12 protein-coding genes, 1 tRNA gene, 1 pseudogene and 1 CRISPR repeat array are annotated in these 16718 nt (G+C 49.8%); of the genes and pseudogenes, 1 reads left to right on the top strand and 13 read right to left on the bottom strand.

Going from position 1 to position 16718, the window contains the following annotated elements; genetic code table 11:
- Positions 1-317: 317 nt before the first annotated feature.
- From AC3CIC_RS06115 to cas3, 13 genes and pseudogenes are all read right to left on the bottom strand, one after another.
- Complete coding sequence (locus tag AC3CIC_RS06115) at positions 318-563, bottom strand: cyclase family protein (RefSeq protein WP_488515626.1); 246 nt, start codon at positions 561-563, stop codon at positions 318-320.
- Entirely contained in the window at positions 560-1099 is a 540-nt protein-coding gene (locus AC3CIC_RS06110) for a cyclase family protein (protein WP_488515625.1), read from the bottom strand. The genes AC3CIC_RS06115 and AC3CIC_RS06110 overlap by 4 nt, the downstream gene beginning before the upstream one ends.
- A gap of 301 nt (positions 1100-1400) precedes the next feature.
- A pseudogene (locus tag AC3CIC_RS06105) lies at positions 1401-1939 on the bottom strand (IS3 family transposase); the annotation flags it as partial.
- Entirely contained in the window at positions 1923-2024 is a 102-nt protein-coding gene (locus AC3CIC_RS06100) for a transposase (RefSeq protein WP_488515624.1), read from the bottom strand. The pseudogene AC3CIC_RS06105 and the gene AC3CIC_RS06100, both read right to left, overlap by 17 nt.
- Before the next feature lie 123 nt (positions 2025-2147).
- Positions 2148-2224, bottom strand: a tRNA-Asp gene (locus tag AC3CIC_RS06095).
- Between the two features lie 263 nt (positions 2225-2487).
- Positions 2488-6909: a CRISPR direct-repeat array (repeat unit 29 nt; unit sequence CGGTTCATCCCCGTGGGCACGGGGAACAC).
- A 78-nt stretch (positions 6910-6987) separates the two neighbouring features.
- Positions 6988-7284 (bottom strand): type I-E CRISPR-associated endoribonuclease Cas2e, encoded by a 297-nt coding sequence (gene cas2e / locus AC3CIC_RS06090; protein WP_488515623.1) that lies wholly within the window; start codon positions 7282-7284, stop codon positions 6988-6990.
- 2 nt (positions 7285-7286) lie between these two features.
- Positions 7287-8207 carry a type I-E CRISPR-associated endonuclease Cas1e gene (cas1e, locus tag AC3CIC_RS06085; protein ID WP_488515622.1) on the bottom strand — a complete coding sequence of 307 codons (921 nt, stop codon included), beginning with the start codon at positions 8205-8207 and terminating at the stop codon, positions 7287-7289.
- The gene (gene cas6e, locus AC3CIC_RS06080; protein ID WP_488515621.1) at positions 8207-8878 is read right to left on the bottom strand and encodes a type I-E CRISPR-associated protein Cas6/Cse3/CasE; all 672 of its coding nucleotides are present in this window, start codon (positions 8876-8878) and stop codon (positions 8207-8209) included. The genes cas1e and cas6e overlap by 1 nt, the downstream gene beginning before the upstream one ends.
- Positions 8878-9645 carry a type I-E CRISPR-associated protein Cas5/CasD gene (gene cas5e / locus AC3CIC_RS06075; RefSeq protein WP_488515620.1) on the bottom strand — a complete coding sequence of 256 codons (768 nt, stop codon included), beginning with the start codon at positions 9643-9645 and terminating at the stop codon, positions 8878-8880. Before cas5e ends, cas6e begins: the two co-directional genes overlap by 1 nt.
- 9 nt (positions 9646-9654) lie before the next feature.
- On the bottom strand, positions 9655-10689 hold the full coding sequence (cas7e, locus tag AC3CIC_RS06070) for a type I-E CRISPR-associated protein Cas7/Cse4/CasC (protein WP_488515619.1): 1035 nt from the start codon (positions 10687-10689) through the stop codon (positions 9655-9657).
- Between the two features lie 56 nt (positions 10690-10745).
- The gene (casB, locus tag AC3CIC_RS06065) at positions 10746-11345 is read right to left on the bottom strand and encodes a type I-E CRISPR-associated protein Cse2/CasB (protein WP_488515618.1); all 600 of its coding nucleotides are present in this window, start codon (positions 11343-11345) and stop codon (positions 10746-10748) included.
- Positions 11345-12940 carry a type I-E CRISPR-associated protein Cse1/CasA gene (gene casA, locus AC3CIC_RS06060; protein ID WP_488515617.1) on the bottom strand — a complete coding sequence of 532 codons (1596 nt, stop codon included), beginning with the start codon at positions 12938-12940 and terminating at the stop codon, positions 11345-11347. Before casA ends, casB begins: the two co-directional genes overlap by 1 nt.
- Positions 12940-15666 carry a CRISPR-associated helicase Cas3' gene (cas3, locus tag AC3CIC_RS06055; protein ID WP_488515616.1) on the bottom strand — a complete coding sequence of 909 codons (2727 nt, stop codon included), beginning with the start codon at positions 15664-15666 and terminating at the stop codon, positions 12940-12942. Before cas3 ends, casA begins: the two co-directional genes overlap by 1 nt.
- A 652-nt stretch (positions 15667-16318) precedes the next feature.
- On the opposite strand from cas3, the gene AC3CIC_RS06050 reads away from it, so the two are divergent.
- Positions 16319-16468, top strand: a complete 150-nt coding sequence (locus tag AC3CIC_RS06050; RefSeq protein ID WP_488515615.1) for an AbrB/MazE/SpoVT family DNA-binding domain-containing protein — start codon at positions 16319-16321, stop codon at positions 16466-16468.
- Positions 16469-16718 lie beyond the last annotated feature (250 nt).

Genomic DNA, 16718 nt, shown 5'->3' with positions numbered 1-16718 from the left:
TTATCCTCGACTTTCCTTGTTGATCGATTAATATCCATTACAGAGCAGAAGAACTGCTTATTCAATGGAAATAAGAAGGTGGGAACAGGTAAAATGCTGACTTTGGATAAGCACTGCAGGGAGCGGATAAAGAAAAAACATCAAGCTAGAAAACAGATAAACATCCATCAAAATATAATAATAAAAATCACTTGCCTTTCACCACCAAAAAAATAAACAGTAACAAACACCACCAAATATTAGCTTCTGGCAGTGCTTTTAAATATGGTTATCATAAGAACAATATTTAACTGTCGTTTACTAGGCGAGATTTCTTGCTATTCGACCAGTGCCAAAACGCGAAGAGGGCTACCTGAACCACCTTCAATTTTCAGTGGTGCAGCAATTATCATAGCGCCTGTCGGCGGTAAATAATCGAGATTTTTTAGGCATTGCAGGCCGTATTTATTAGCTCCATGCATCAGAGTATGGCAAGGCAAAGGCATTGACCAACCAAACGATTGACCGGCGTCAGTGTTAATCGTCTCAACGCCAAAACCCAACACATTCCTCTCGTTGATCATCCATTCGACTGCATCTTGATTGGGTCCGGCGTATGTGTTCCATCCTCTTTCATGTTCACGAAGGCTGCTGGATCTGAAATACGTTTTGACCAGTCAGTGCGAAAGAGCACCCATGCGCCTTCAGGGATCATTCCGTGTTCACTTTCCCATGATTCTAGAAAATCAACGGTTAACAGCCAATCAGGGTCGTTTGAAACTTCTTTACTGGCATCGACAACAACCGCAGGAGCAACAAACGTTTCAACAGGAATACTATCCACCGTATTGTTAGAATGATCTTTACCGCTGATCCAGTGAGCAGGAGCATCGAAATGTGTACCCGTATGTTCACCACAGCTAAAGTTATTCCAGTACCAGCCAGGCCCCTGTTCGTCATATTGAGAAATCGTTTCTTTTTTAAACCCCCAAACCTGACCAAACTCCTCTGGAAGTTGCAAGGAGGGGAACTCCTCATTTAATGTCTGGGTAAGATCAACAATTTTTATTCCACCGCTTTTCAGGGTTGATGCAAATGCTGACATCGCTGCTTTCGTCATGAATTTCTCCTTTTTAACATAATTCCCTTCCGTTTAATTAACAGTCAATCACCTGTCATTAATATTAACCTGTTCAATTTAAACTAACAGTCAATAAAACCATTAGCGGGTTTAACATAAGAGCAACTTACAATGACACAACGGTCATCAATTTATAAATAACTTTTATTTTTATTATTATCTATCCAATTATTGAAATTAATATCCGAATGGTGCAATGATTGGCGTGTTATTAAATAAGAATACAACTGTGGTAAGAATTATCTTATGGTGGTCAACTCATTCCGGACAGTAAATTAGGTCAATTTTCATCTTTCGCAGGTGGAAGCCCACCGTTATAACTATACGGTCTCTTCCCGTTGTAATAACTCATCAGGTAATGGCTGATATCTTTGGATGCCTCAGCGAAAGATAGGTAGCCTGTCGCTGGTATCCATTCAGATTTTAAACTTCTAAATAGCCTTTCCATCGGAGCGTTGTCCCAGCAGTTGCCACGGCGACTCATGCTTTGTGTCATCCGATACCGCCACAGGTGTTGTCGAAACTGCCGACTGCCGTATTGAGACCCCTGATCCGAATGGAACATCACGTCACTTGGTTTCCCTCGTTGCTCATACGTCATCGACAACGCTTTGTCACCAATGTTGCATCAGGACTGTCAGACATGGCCCAACCGACAACCCGTCTGTGGTACAAGTCAATGACAACAGCAAGGTAACACCAACGTTGACCCGCCCATATATAGGTAATATCACCGCACCAGACTTGATCTGGGGCGTCGACAGTGAACTGACGATCAAGCTGATTGGGAATACCAGTCCGTTCAATCGAGGCTTGCTTCAGCAATTGAATACCGTTGGTCAAGCACCAAACAGGCGGCTTCCAGTTTGAATTCAGCGGAAAATGAACGACGCTGTCTTGTCATGGAGCACCTCTTTCTTTAGTGGTGACTTTACCACCTTAAATGGTGTCCGGGATCATTAAACCACTACAACTTAAATTTCAGATACAAAAAAGCCCCGCTATTTCTAGCGAGGCTTCGTTGTGTTGGCGGAGCGGACGGGACTCGAACCCGCGACCCCCGGCGTGACAGGCCGGTATTCTAACCAACTGAACTACCGCTCCAATTCTGTATGAAATCCGGTTTTACAACCCAACTTCTAGAATTTGGCGGAGAAATAGGGATTTGAACCCTGTCACAACCATTATCTTCTACATTAAAATCTTTGAATTCAGCTGGGTATCTTCGCACCAAGAATTGCCGCTGGTACATTTGACCGTTACATATTTAACGGTAGTAGACGAATAAATCCCTGTCAAACCTTGATCGATGTTCCCCGTGGACACGGGGAACACTATGCTGCGAGCATAAGCACTCACTCATCTCGCGGTTCATCCCCGTGGACTCGGGGAACACCCCACGGTCACCTCTGACGGGGTGGCGTTTTCCGGTTCATCCCCGTGGGCACGGGGAACACTTGTTGGCAAAAATGAAGGTATTCTGAATGCGCGGTTCATCCCCGTGGGCACGGGGAACACACAGGACCAGACAATAATCCACCGCCATCAAACGGTTCATCCCCGTGGGCACGGGGAACACCATTGTGTCACTCTTAGCCGCTGGCAGTTTGACGGTTCATCCCCGTGGGCACGGGGAACACCATCAGCGAACTTGTTTATGTATTCACCTGCGCGGTTCATCCCCGTGGGCACGGGGAACACTTTATTCCTTTGCTAGTGTTTATGTATTGACCCGGTTCATCCCCGTGGGCACGGGGAACACTTCATTGGCCTAAGCTGCGAATTCGCTAAGCGCGGTTCATCCCCGTGGGCACGGGGAACACTCACCGACCGACACCCCCATGTTGGGGTTGGCCGGTTCATCCCCGTGGGCACGGGGAACACATAGAAAACCTCATCCCCCTGATCGGTGATCACGGTTCATCCCCGTGGGCACGGGGAACACACAACGTGATCGCCACGCTCAAAGCGGGCGGCCGGTTCATCCCCGTGGGCACGGGGAACACTTATAGCGGCATGACCGGGTATGACGGACTGGCGGTTCATCCCCGTGGGCACGGGGAACACATTGTTGGGTCACGTCGTTTTTGCGGCCTGTCCGGTTCATCCCCGTGGGCACGGGGAACACGGTTACTTTTTATTATCCAACAAAACGAATTACGGTTCATCCCCGTGGGCACGGGGAACACACGAGCTATAAGGAAGAGCAGAAAAACATTAACGGTTCATCCCCGTGGGCACGGGGAACACTTTCAAGTAGGCCATTACGCCTGTCAGTTCCACGGTTCATCCCCGTGGGCACGGGGAACACTTTCACTGCCGCACGTTGAAACACAATATTGCCGGTTCATCCCCGTGGGCACGGGGAACACACTCACTCTGCACGAAAGACATACGCCAGATTCGGTTCATCCCCGTGGGCACGGGGAACACTTTGGAACGTCGTAATGAGGAAACCAGTTAGCCGGTTCATCCCCGTGGGCACGGGGAACACCATGATACAAATAACGAACAATATTAAGCTAACGGTTCATCCCCGTGGGCACGGGGAACACTCAGTAACATGACAGGTAAACTCAGTTGCACCCGGTTCATCCCCGTGGGCACGGGGAACACGTATGTGTTGTATGTGGTCATCTCATCTCTCACGGTTCATCCCCGTGGGCACGGGGAACACACCACATCAGTGATTATCTTCCGGTATGCACCCGGTTCATCCCCGTGGGCACGGGGAACACGATCAGCCGCACCACGTAGTCGTTATTTCTGGCGGTTCATCCCCGTGGGCACGGGGAACACTCCGTTGGATTTATTCCAGTAAGCGGTCGTATCGGTTCATCCCCGTGGGCACGGGGAACACTCAAAGTTGAATACGATTGTGCGCTGCGCATTCGGTTCATCCCCGTGGGCACGGGGAACACCTTAGAATAAAGCTGCCCACTGAAACACCAACCGGTTCATCCCCGTGGGCACGGGGAACACGCGGCGATAAATGACAACTACAGCGCCGGGGGCGGTTCATCCCCGTGGGCACGGGGAACACGCTAGGTCTGTTTGAGACGTAAACACGTACTGCGGTTCATCCCCGTGGGCACGGGGAACACTAAGTGCCACCTCCCGATACACCGACAACAACCGGTTCATCCCCGTGGGCACGGGGAACACCTCCATTCGCCTGACCACTCACCTTGCGGCGGCGGTTCATCCCCGTGGGCACGGGGAACACCAATTTGCCCAGCGTGTTTTTCAGTTCATTCACGGTTCATCCCCGTGGGCACGGGGAACACATGATGTCGGGTCGGTTTGTTCGATGCAAATGCGGTTCATCCCCGTGGGCACGGGGAACACGTTGCTGGCGTTATCGCTCTCGCTGCGTTGGGCGGTTCATCCCCGTGGGCACGGGGAACACCACGACGTGCCGCTGTTGGTTGACCGTGAACGCGGTTCATCCCCGTGGGCACGGGGAACACAGCAAGTCACCGCCGACGTTCTCCGTCGTATTCGGTTCATCCCCGTGGGCACGGGGAACACTCACACTCAGTTCACCGGACTATCTAAACCAGCGGTTCATCCCCGTGGGCACGGGGAACACGATCGGGAAATGACAGTAACCCGCGCCCGGCTCGGTTCATCCCCGTGGGCACGGGGAACACGCGACGCGCCCAGCGCACCATGTCTGCACACTCGGTTCATCCCCGTGGGCACGGGGAACACGTCATCGAGTGTGGCAAGGTAATCAAGTAATCCGGTTCATCCCCGTGGGCACGGGGAACACCTCGTCAAAGCTACGCATGAATGCAATGCCATCGGTTCATCCCCGTGGGCACGGGGAACACAAACTACCTCCCGCAAAGCGGCGCGGATCATACGGTTCATCCCCGTGGGCACGGGGAACACTGAGAACGTGCTGTACATGCACACTCGACGCGCGGTTCATCCCCGTGGGCACGGGGAACACAGTGATGGCGTCTTCATCATTGAGTTGTAGTGCGGTTCATCCCCGTGGGCACGGGGAACACGCTCGGTTGTCTTCAATGAAAACCAAAACACGCGGTTCATCCCCGTGGGCACGGGGAACACTCTTTTGCTGCCGCGAGACTGTCATAGGTAGCCGGTTCATCCCCGTGGGCACGGGGAACACGAATGTCACACGATCCGACTGGCGTTAAATCACGGTTCATCCCCGTGGGCACGGGGAACACGCAAGTCGGGTTTTGTTAACCTCTTCCGGTCGCGGTTCATCCCCGTGGGCACGGGGAACACTTGATTTAGTTGAGTCTGTTCGGGCGTACTCACGGTTCATCCCCGTGGGCACGGGGAACACTCTGGGATAGTCAGATCGACAATGAGGTTTAGCGGTTCATCCCCGTGGGCACGGGGAACACGTTTTTTCAGTTGATGGCTCTTTCCACTCTCGCGGTTCATCCCCGTGGGCACGGGGAACACGCAGTAATGCACGTTAGCCGTGACCCATTCTCCGGTTCATCCCCGTGGGCACGGGGAACACCAGGTAATCATTCATCGCCATCAGATCAACGTCGGTTCATCCCCGTGGGCACGGGGAACACACGTACAATCTGAAATCAACACACATCGCCAGCGGTTCATCCCCGTGGGCACGGGGAACACTAACGTTTAAGCATTTTAAAAACGGCATGAACCGGTTCATCCCCGTGGGCACGGGGAACACCCAATCGGCGCGTCACAATGCCTTTGCAATTGCGGTTCATCCCCGTGGGCACGGGGAACACCTTGGCGTGATTGCCCGCAAGCTGTGCCTGTGCGGTTCATCCCCGTGGGCACGGGGAACACGGGTTGAACATATAGAAAGCATGGTGTTCAAACGGTTCATCCCCGTGGGCACGGGGAACACTTGCTCAACTTCTCAGCCAGCAATTTGTGATTCGGTTCATCCCCGTGGGCACGGGGAACACCAACGCATCCGGTGGATCGATACGTGACAGCCCGGTTCATCCCCGTGGGCACGGGGAACACATACAAACAATATTTTCATTTCTTGGTGTCTCCGGTTCATCCCCGTGGGCACGGGGAACACGCGCGCGAAATAAACCCCGTGACGTGTCACAACGGTTCATCCCCGTGGGCACGGGGAACACAATCAAGTATGGGTTTGGACCAATCCGGTGCGCGGTTCATCCCCGTGGGCACGGGGAACACCATAGAGCTACCCCTCACCCGGAGCGCAAATGCGGTTCATCCCCGTGGGCACGGGGAACACTTTTGGGTGCCGATTTACATCAAAACCCTGCGCGGTTCATCCCCGTGGGCACGGGGAACACCATGCTGCGGCCTTGTCGCTTAGCCCCGCACGCGGTTCATCCCCGTGGGCACGGGGAACACATTTACAATGTCACCCGCATGTCGAGTGATGACGGTTCATCCCCGTGGGCACGGGGAACACGGTTAAACGGTCAACCACTTGGTTCATGAAATCGGTTCATCCCCGTGGGCACGGGGAACACATCTGGCTTCTCGCAGCAAGGAAACACATCAACGGTTCATCCCCGTGGGCACGGGGAACACGGCCGCAATGCGCTTGTTGATGCGCGCAGTCACGGTTCATCCCCGTGGGCACGGGGAACACAGCAGGGCGATCACACAGAGGGAATCCAGCGACGGTTCATCCCCGTGGGCACGGGGAACACGCTAGAACACATCACTGCAGGTGATCAAATCCACGGTTCATCCCCGTGGGCACGGGGAACACTACTTCGTCTGTTGTCAAAAAATCCATTTCATCGGTTCATCCCCGTGGGCACGGGGAACACTCTAAATGGATCCTATTGATTTATAGGAACTAAATAGGCGCGGTGCAATCTACCAACTTTTTAAAGAGCCGTAAACACCTAATCCCCTGTAGATTCCGACTTGAATTTCACTAGCCTTAATCCATCGAAATCAACCGGTTCTCGCCTGTTTTCTCCGTAGGTTTGAAAATCAAAACCTGATTCGGTGTTTGTTGCCCATGCCATGACGACGTTGCCATCTTCTGCTAACGCATCTATTTGAGTCCAAATCATTTCTCGGATTTTTCTTGATACTTCGCCAACATAAACACCTGCCCGTACTTCCAATAACCAAATGGCTAACCGTCCGCGAAGGCGAGGAGGTACAGCTTCGGTGACAACAACCAGCATACTCATGGCTATTTACTCCTATGCCCTGAATCACCAAATGATGTTGGCTCAGGGATGGCAGGAGGCTGAGAATCCGCAGGTGGCTCTGGCGGTGAAATATCGCCCGCTGAAAGCACTTCCTCAATTAGCGGAATCAACTTCTTGAGTGTTTGGCTTTTTCGAAACTCTTCCCTGCACGCTTGCCTGACTTTTCTGTCTGGGGACGTTGGACGATAAGACGCGACTTTGAAAGCAACCGGGATGACAGTGTCAAATTTAATGATGTCTGCGATGTCGTAAACAAATGATAATGGTTTGCCTGTATGCAAAAAACCTATGGCTGGCGCATAACCTGCCGCCAAAATAGCGGCTTCGGTTACTCCATATAAACAAGCTGTTGCGGCACTTATGCACTGGTTAACGACATCCCCTTTATCCCAATCTTTCGGGTCATAACGTCTACCATGCCATTCGACATCATATTGTTTCGCCAGCATTTGGTAGGTTTTTCTTACTCTGGCTCCTTCGATCCCTCGAAGCTGATCAACACTACGCCGTTGTGGGGCTGCTTCGCCAAAACGCAGTTCGAACATTTTTCTAACCACTTTCAAGCGGAGTTCTTCATCTAAGGCTAATTTGGCTTGATAAAGTAACCGGTCTGAACGTGCCCCGCCGGGTTGACCCACTGAATATAAGCGTACTCCAGCCTCCCCCACCCAGATAAGTAACGTTCCTGTTGTGGATGCCAGTTTGACGGCTGCATGGCTAATCCTTGTGCCGGGTTCAAGTAAAATGCACGCAACGGACCCTACCGGGATATGCATACGTTCGCCGTTAACTTCATCTATCACCACGAATGCGCCATCACGAACGTCTATCCGTCCCATGGCGACAAAAATCATCGAATTTCTGTGTTTGATCGGGATGGGTTTAAGCGGAATAAAGGCCATTACACTGGCCTTATCAACATTAACCCGCAACCTAACGCTTTTGCTCGACCGAAGCCGGTGACATATTGCGCCAAGAATTTAGCCGGATCGGCAATAGTGAGTACTCCCTGAAAATCCACGCTCGAAAACTGTACCTGATGGCCCGATTTTTTCTTACTGCGATGCTGGGTATACGCTTCGATATCCGGTAGACTGTCAAGTTTCACCCCCCAAGACGCCAGACGCTTTTCATCACAAATCCATTGGTGGGCGGCTTGATCCATGCAGCGTTTAATATCAACGTCAGAAAGACTATCGCCTTTCAATTGGCGTTTGGCGTGCATTAATACATCATGCCTTTTGCTTTTGCTGTTTTCATCAGTGACGCAAATCGTCGGGTTTACCCTGAGCTTGAACGCTAACCGCTGGCCTTCTTGCAATGCGGGTTCAAATACTTTGGTTTGTATCTGAAACATCTCGCTCTGTTTATCTGGTTCATTGGCGGATAACACAAAAAAAACAGGCAGCCCATTCGGGGACGTTTCTTGGCGGAAAATGAATGTTCGCTCGCTTTCTTCGGTAAACAGTTGCCACAACATTTGGTGCGATGAATACGCCCCGTTACGATCCAGTTTCAACAAGATCTCTGCCATATTTGCACTGGGCGCAATCGTGATTTTAGACAGGTACATTATTCACCTCCCTGAGTCGAACGGACGCACATTGTTACTTGGTGCATCGGCCTTTGTTTAAACTGCCATCGCGCACGGTTTTCAGGCTCATCCCACGGGTGAGTAGTTAATACGTTTTGTACACCCAGTTCATTTTTATCACCCTGCCAGTAGTACGTTACCCAACCATCACTGCCCAACCAGAACCCGTCATTTTTTTCGCTGCCCGTTCTTTCATCACCCATTAATGCGGGGAAAGCGGTATCTAATGCCGATTTAAGATCGCATGGCGACAACAGTTTTGGCATTAACGGTGCAGCCAACGGACACGATTTACGGCCGAGGCTTAACGGGTACACCGGCGCTAGCAATGCAGAATGCAACGTCTCAAGCGTTAAGCTGGCGTTGTCCGTTAACGATACGGCAATGATCCAAAGCCCGTCGCAGCGGTAATCCCGGCTCGATAAAATCGTGTTGAGCTTGTTAGGCTCTGAAAGCTCACTTTTACGGCTGTGGTGAACAACTTTGTTACTGCTAGAAGGCACTTGGGTTGTGTGATAATCGCGGATCAAGGAACTCGGGGTCATCTGCTTTACTGCAAATTTCACGCTTTGTTGTAAGGCGGCTAACCCCTTTTCATTGTCACGTTTGATCCCTATCGCTGCGCCTAACAAACCGAGTAGTGCGGAACGCGATGGCTGGACGGCGGTTTGCCTGTCTCCTCCCACCGCGGGAAGGCCCCAACTCGCCATGGGCCCATATAAACGGAATACCAAATACGGTTTCATGTCCTACCCTTATTCGGCTACAAACTGCATCAATTCAGAAAATGACCCTACTCCGGCCATTGCGTTCAAGCTGTAACGGCTATCGACACACGGGCCATATACTTTGTCGAAATTCCCAGCTTGATTTTCCAACGCACTGATTGCGGCATCACCCATATCGGTATCTTGTATTGGTTTAAGATAGGCAACCGAAAGCGAACGGGGTTGTTGGCTGCCTTTCTCTGCCATCACATAACTGGCATAAGCACGAGATCCAAAGCTATTTTGCTTGCCCGTTGGCGACACTTTTACTGCCGCTTCAGTCAGTGCCTGAATAGCTTTATTTGCCAAGACTTCATCACCATCAAGGCTTTCAACCAGTTGGGTTTTGTTAATGCAGATGTAGCTATAAAAAAGAGCGGCAGCAAAACCGGCTTCGCCAATGTGTGCCGAGCCGGCATCTGTTTTACCGTCATTCAAATCATCTACTGCTGTGAAATAGTCATCTTCAACCACCACGCTATGAACACTGATTGCATGAGCAACTTGGCATGCAGCTTCAACGTTGAACTCAGGTGAAGAAGCTAACATCCGCCCAAACAAGGCTATATCAACGCCCGTTTGTTGGCACTTTAGCTGCTTTAATTCGTCGGCAGTCGGGGCGCGATCTTCACTCGCCAGCACTGCGACCAATGAAAGGGCGACATCTTTTTCCGCAGGGCTGATGTGTGCCAATTGTTCGATATCGAGGCTACCTTTTTTCAGTTTGCCATATTCCCCTGCCATCTCTACCGCCCACTTTTGGGCTGACTTCTCTTTTACTCCGGCTTCAACCAAGGCATCAAATAGAGTTTGGCCAAAACGCTTAGTTCGGCAGCCCAGCTTACCTGCCATCGCTTCTTCAAAAAGTTCGGAGGTGCGCCAGTGGCGTTTTAGGCTTTGGGAGCTGACACGCAGGCGCTCAAAGCCGCCCATTTTCGCAGTTTTCGGGCGGCCCAAATCGTCGCGGTTCAAGTTAGACGGTGCATAAGAGGTGAGTAGGTGAAGCTGAATAAACTGGCTCATGGTTAACGTTTCCTTAAAAATTAAATTCAGTATTAATACAAATGATGAGTATAAAATTATTGTTTTTTGGCTGCCGCAGCACGGTAATAATCCATTGCCCACTTTACGCAAATCCGATTGTCGGCTTTGCGGGGTCGAAATGCGTTTTGCTCTAAAAACCACTGTTCTATATCTTGAGCCAACGTGACGACAGCCACTTTGCCCTTCACTTGCAGCAAGATCCGGCGTAAACGGCGCAGGAATTCATCCGGCGTTTTTGCATTCTGAAGCTGGGCAAAGCGCATTTCACTCACCACAGATTTATCGCCACCCTCTTTTGAGCCAGCGGCGAAAGCCATTTTTACATCACTCACTTGCTGCACGTATACCAGTGCGGCGGCTATCGCTGCCCATCGTTCTACATCTTGTGGTTTTGCTTGCTCGGTCAGTTCGTTCGGCAGGCTTTGCCACAAAGCTCGAAACCCTTCTGTCATCATGGCGGCATCTACCGAATCGCAGCGTTTCAACTGCGCTTTCATGCCACTTGATGCCGGTGGGATGTTTTCCTCTTTCAGCTCTTCTGCCGATAGCATCATGCTTTGCCACCAGCGGCGCAGTGAGGATTTCACTGTTTCACTGTTACGTATCGTCGTTGAACCGTGGTTGCTTTGTTCCATTACGCCACATCCTTCTTGTCGGGTATTTTGTAGTCGCTTGAGAAGTTCTTGATGTCTTTCCCGCCAAATAGCCATCCCGTCAGGGCTTGTCGCGCCTTGATCCGTTTGGTCATTGAGCGTGGGTCGCCAAGTTCAGACAAGGCATATTCATCGAAGAGATCAGTACAAACCCCGCGAAGTGCATTTAGCCATTCAGCTGCTTGCTGCGGGTTCAAATAGCAATCTTGTTTGGTTTGGGTGGTGATGTACTCTACCGCCTTAAAAAAGGCCGCTTCACTGCGTTGCCAAAACGCCAAGTCAATGAATGAGGTATCCCCTTTGGCATCGCCGGGTTTATCGAACCACGCGGCCTTAATTTGTGAGCGGGTATGCCACAGGGCATTGTTAGCTAGGTGCTGTAACCGCTTCACTTCACTGACAGTTTGATCGTTACAATCTGCATCAACGTGGAAGATTGGCATGGTGGTTGAGTACCAGCCACGGGCTTTCATGTTATCCATATCGTAACCGAACGCCCATAAACGCGGCTGCTCTGTGTCGCCAATTTCATTGAAAACGTTTTGGTAATGCTCAATCACACTGGCACAGTACTGACCATTTTCTGTACTGGTGAAGGTAAGCACATCCCACGTTTTATAATTTATGCCACCAGGCTGTCCCTTGATGGAAAGGTGCTCTTCTTGCTTCTTTGGGTCCCATTTATAAGGAGTCAATGGATGTGCCCATGTGCCGCTATAGTTACCACCATAATTTTTGGTTAGGTAACTTTTGACTGTTTGACTTGCAACCATGCCACTGATTTTGCACTCATCTTCAGTGTCTTCGACCAAGAGCCTGATTCGGCGAGGCATTGCCCAATACATATGAAGTGGATGGACATCTTTTTGATAAATTTCGGTGCCTTTTTTTGCGCTTTCTTTTGTAGCGGCAAGCCAAGGAAAAATACTTCCATTAGCTAGATCCTCGGTTGTGATCTCCCATTGGCTATCCAGTGACTCCCGATTCATCACATTCAGCCATAGCTTTTGCCACAAGCTTGCAGTATCAGATAGCGGCATCACCAAGGTGGTCAGAGGCCCTCCCCCGCGCAATCCAACACGGTGACCCGCACCACCTGCAGGTGCATTACTTTGCATGGTAAACAAGGCCAGCACCGCCATTTCAAGCGACATCACATCACCAACACCTCGCTTAATAAAGTGGTCAGTGTTCTGTTTAATGCCATTTGCACCGGGCGCTTCAATCAGCAACCCTGCAACGGTCGTTGGTTTTTGATCGTCCAGCGGTTCAAAATCCTGCATAAACAAGGGGCCGTCACCCACGGTATTGAACGCATGTGCGACGGTGTCAAACGCCTGTTGCAGTTCATCAACTTCCGGCGGCGTGTGATACGTTTCACCCCACTCTTCGTCGTCTTCTGGCGCAAAAACGGTTTGCAACAAACCAATGGCAAACTGGTAAGCCGCCCCCTGAAAATCGGCGCGGGGAAGAGAGAAATCCAAAACATCACGGTTGCAGATGTTGGCCAGAGGCAACACTTTCTCACTGCCATCTTTCATGCGAAACGGGAGCCAAGGTTCTTGAACAATATTCATCACACCTCCTGCTTTTGCTGCTCACAAAAGCCTGTTGTTGTGTCGTAAGTAAATAGCGGGTCTTGCTCGGGTAACCATAATTGCAGATATATCGACTGCGGATAGGCCCGATGCACGGTGTCTGTTTGAGTTTCGGTTAGCGCTGCGAGCTTGTCGGCGTATTTGTTTTTCGATACTTTCACTGTACTTAGTGCCACAGCAAATTCCGGGGCATCAACCCACGGAACGTAAACCCCAGCGTCATTCTGTTTCAGCAACATAACGCTCACTGTTTCGATGTCGCTATAACGGGTACTGATGTCGGTGTGGTCTTCGGCCCAGTATTTTGAGCTTTTGTCGCTATAGCCCTTATCGAACTGCAATAGTTGAGAGGCGGCTTTCGCGGCTTTGGCGCGTTGCTCGCCAATCAAGCCATTCTCTTTATCCATCAAAGGAGCGGGTATTTTTTCATATGCTTCATCGCTATATACCGCTTCAATGAGTTGTCGCGCTTCTGTCGGCATTCGAATAGCACCGAGCTTCAGCAATTCGCGCAACCCAAGCCATAATCGACCCGGCGAGCGGTAGACATATTCGGTTTGTTGGAATTGGCGGCTTAACCAATCGGCTTTTGGGTTTTCTTCCCATTTAGGGGCATGCACATAAAGTACGGGTGCTGATCGTTGGTCTTTTAGCCCTGCTTGATAACTCCCTTCCGCATTGCGCGTATGGCGGTGCAAGCGGCCCGCTCGCTGGATCAAATCGTCAATAGGACAAATATCTGAAATCATTACATCGGCATCGGCATCTAGGCTTTCTTGAAAAACCTGCGTTGCAATAAGTACTTTTCCTCTGCGCTGATCGCCTGAACACGTCTTGCCAAACGTATCGAGCACTCGGTTTTCAATGCGCTTGCGATCAGCCAAAACAAAGCGACTGTGGAACAACAAACAATCATCCGGATCGCCAAGCGCATTTTTCACCAAGGTGTAGGCTGCAAGTGCATCATTGACCGTGTTACGTATCCACACCACGCACTTCCCTTTTTCTACGGCTTTCAAAACCGTTTCAAGACAGGCCTGTTCACTGTGGATAACCGAAACTTCGACCTCACGGCTGACATCAGCGCGACTGGCCAACGGCGTTTCTTTTAAGGGTTGTGCCGGATCGACGGTAATGTGTGTCGCTAAAGGAAACGCGGTTTCTTGAAGAGTGACAGAAGGGATTGCGGCAGCATTAAGCCAAATATTAGATAAACGCTGACGCTGCTTTTGCGACAAGGTGGCGGTAAGTAAAATCACAGAACCGCCTTGATGTAGGTGTAATTTCAACAAGTGTTCAAGCAACTCGAACATGTATTCATCGGCTGCATGCACTTCATCAAAAATAAGTACTTTACGGTTTAAACCCAGCAACCTTAACGATTGATGTCGGCGTGGAAGCACGGCTAACAAGGCTTGATCTAACGTGCCTACACCCACCGGAGCTAGCAATGCTTTTTTACGAGAATCCCCCAGCCATTCGTTACACTGTGCGGTGGCTGTGGTATCTGATTTGGCATATCGCCTATCTTGTGGGCCGGAGTCTAACTTGGCTTGCCGAAAACGATCATTCATCTCTCTCGCACCATGAGCCAGCACAATACTTGGCTGGAATTCTCCCTTTCCGATCAGCATTTTTTGATAGTGATCTGCTATGCGAGCAAACATGGCATTCGATGTCGCCATGGTCGGCAAACCGAAATAAAATCCTTCCGCTGCTCCCGCAGCCATTAAACGATGCGTCAATGTCAACGCAGCCTCTGTTTTCCCAGCTCCGGTGACATCTTCAAGGATAAATAATTGAGGCGAATCGTTTACTTCAACCTTTTCAGCCCACGCTTGCAGTGGAGTGGGTTCGAAACCAAAGTGATGTTTTACTGACACAAAAGAAGCGACTAAGGGGACCTGGCCTAGATCAGCAGCTTGAAGTGCTTTTTTCGCTTGAACTTGTGCAGTCAGCCAATAGTCCCTTAACGTTTGGTGCTGGCTTTGATAGGGGAAAAAATCCTGATTCGACCCTATCCAGTCAGACAACACCGCCAAACCCGCAAATTGCCAGCTCACTTGCTCTAATCGACTTCGCCAGTTTTTGTCACAAAATTTCGCCAACGGAAAGACGGGCTTTACCAGTTCATAGACATCGTTTAGGAATTGTCTAGCAGCCTCTAAATTGCGCGACTCGGTATAGGGTTTTATTCCCTTTACATCTTTCGTGTCAATTGGCTGACCGTGATGGCCAAGCACGCAGTGCATTAACACCATCACTGATTTTTTGAATGCCCTTACTTCTTTGACTGAACACCCGTGTTGAATGGCTAGCTGCTCATAAAATTGGGGCTCGATGTCTTGCCAAAAAAACAATCCCATTCTGTCATGGCGATATTTTGCGCCATCGTATACCCGGCTACTAGGTGTAATAAGTTCACTGCTATGTGATCGGTATAGCCCTTGAAACGCAGAGGAGAACTTGCCTAAATCATGCAGAGCCAACATGAAAACAAACATGCTGTTTAGCTGCATTGGTGATACTTCTAAAAATTCGCTCAAATCCTTAGTGATCGGTTTATGCGGTTCAAGTAAGAGCTTGCCGACAGCTGCCACATCTAAGCTGTGATATGGAAGAAGGTGATAGCTTGAGTGAGCTTCAGTTCGCTGGCTCGCTTTCCCCCAATAAGAAAAATACTCTTGAAATAAGCTCATCTTCATGAAAACACACAAGTAATTTCCACAAATATATCAAACTTAGTGCATGCTTGGTATGAGTTATTATGAAAGAAGAGAAGTGGGTTTAAACTGCGCAAAGATCAAGCAAGCTACGCGCTATGGAAATGATTCTGACAAAGAATCAAAAGCAAATACTTGAAAGCCGGTACGATACGACGCGTGACAATATAAAAGCTATACTGCTTGCTCCGTAAAGTTGGAGTGTATTTCCCGTTCTGCTTCTCTGAAACGACGATTTGTTGCCTTGCATGGCACGCAGTAAAACGAATAGCACCAAAACAACTGAAGTCGCACCGACCTGTTAACTGCATAGCGAGATTCACGCTTGTACGTACAAGTCCGCCGCGTTAAATCCAGGGCTGTGCCCTGCGACCCCTCACTCAGAAAATGCAGATAGTGGTGACGCGGTAACAACATCATATCGGGTCTAAGATGCTTTTAGACATACCCGGGCCACAACCGTTCGACCTGACACGAGTAGAGACAAAAGTTCATCTCGAACTCCAAATTGAAGGACTCGAATAACCTGAGATTTAGTCAAAAAGGTGCGCCTATACTGACTAACATTCAGTTCTTAGTTGATTAGGCAGCCGCCATACTGCCTGGGGTCATTTCGCAAAACGGGAGGAACGCGATGAGAGTGCAAGTTAAGACCGATAAAGGCGGCGAACCTTTCATCGACATACCCGATGAGTGGCTCAAAGAACTGGGCTGGCAAGAAGGTGATGAACTGCAATGGTTCAAAAACGATGACGGTTCATTGTCACTGGCCAAGCTGACCTAACACACTTTTAGCATCAAAGTGTCAGTTCACAGCTTCCTGATATGCACTGGGGTCTCGTTGACACTGTCTACTTATCTGCCCACACCACCACTCTGACGAAGAGAAAATAAATACTGTATAAAAATACAGTTAACGTGATCTAGATCGCTAGACTTCCGACCTTTGCCTCGATAATAATAACCGAGTCGCAAAAATAATAATAAACCGATAGGAGTGAATATGTTTATTCACAGGTATTTTATTATGGTCT

This window comes from Enterovibrio sp. QJM3NY_24 (genome assembly GCF_057786035.1).
This window is presented reverse-complemented; position numbering and strand designations above follow the sequence as displayed.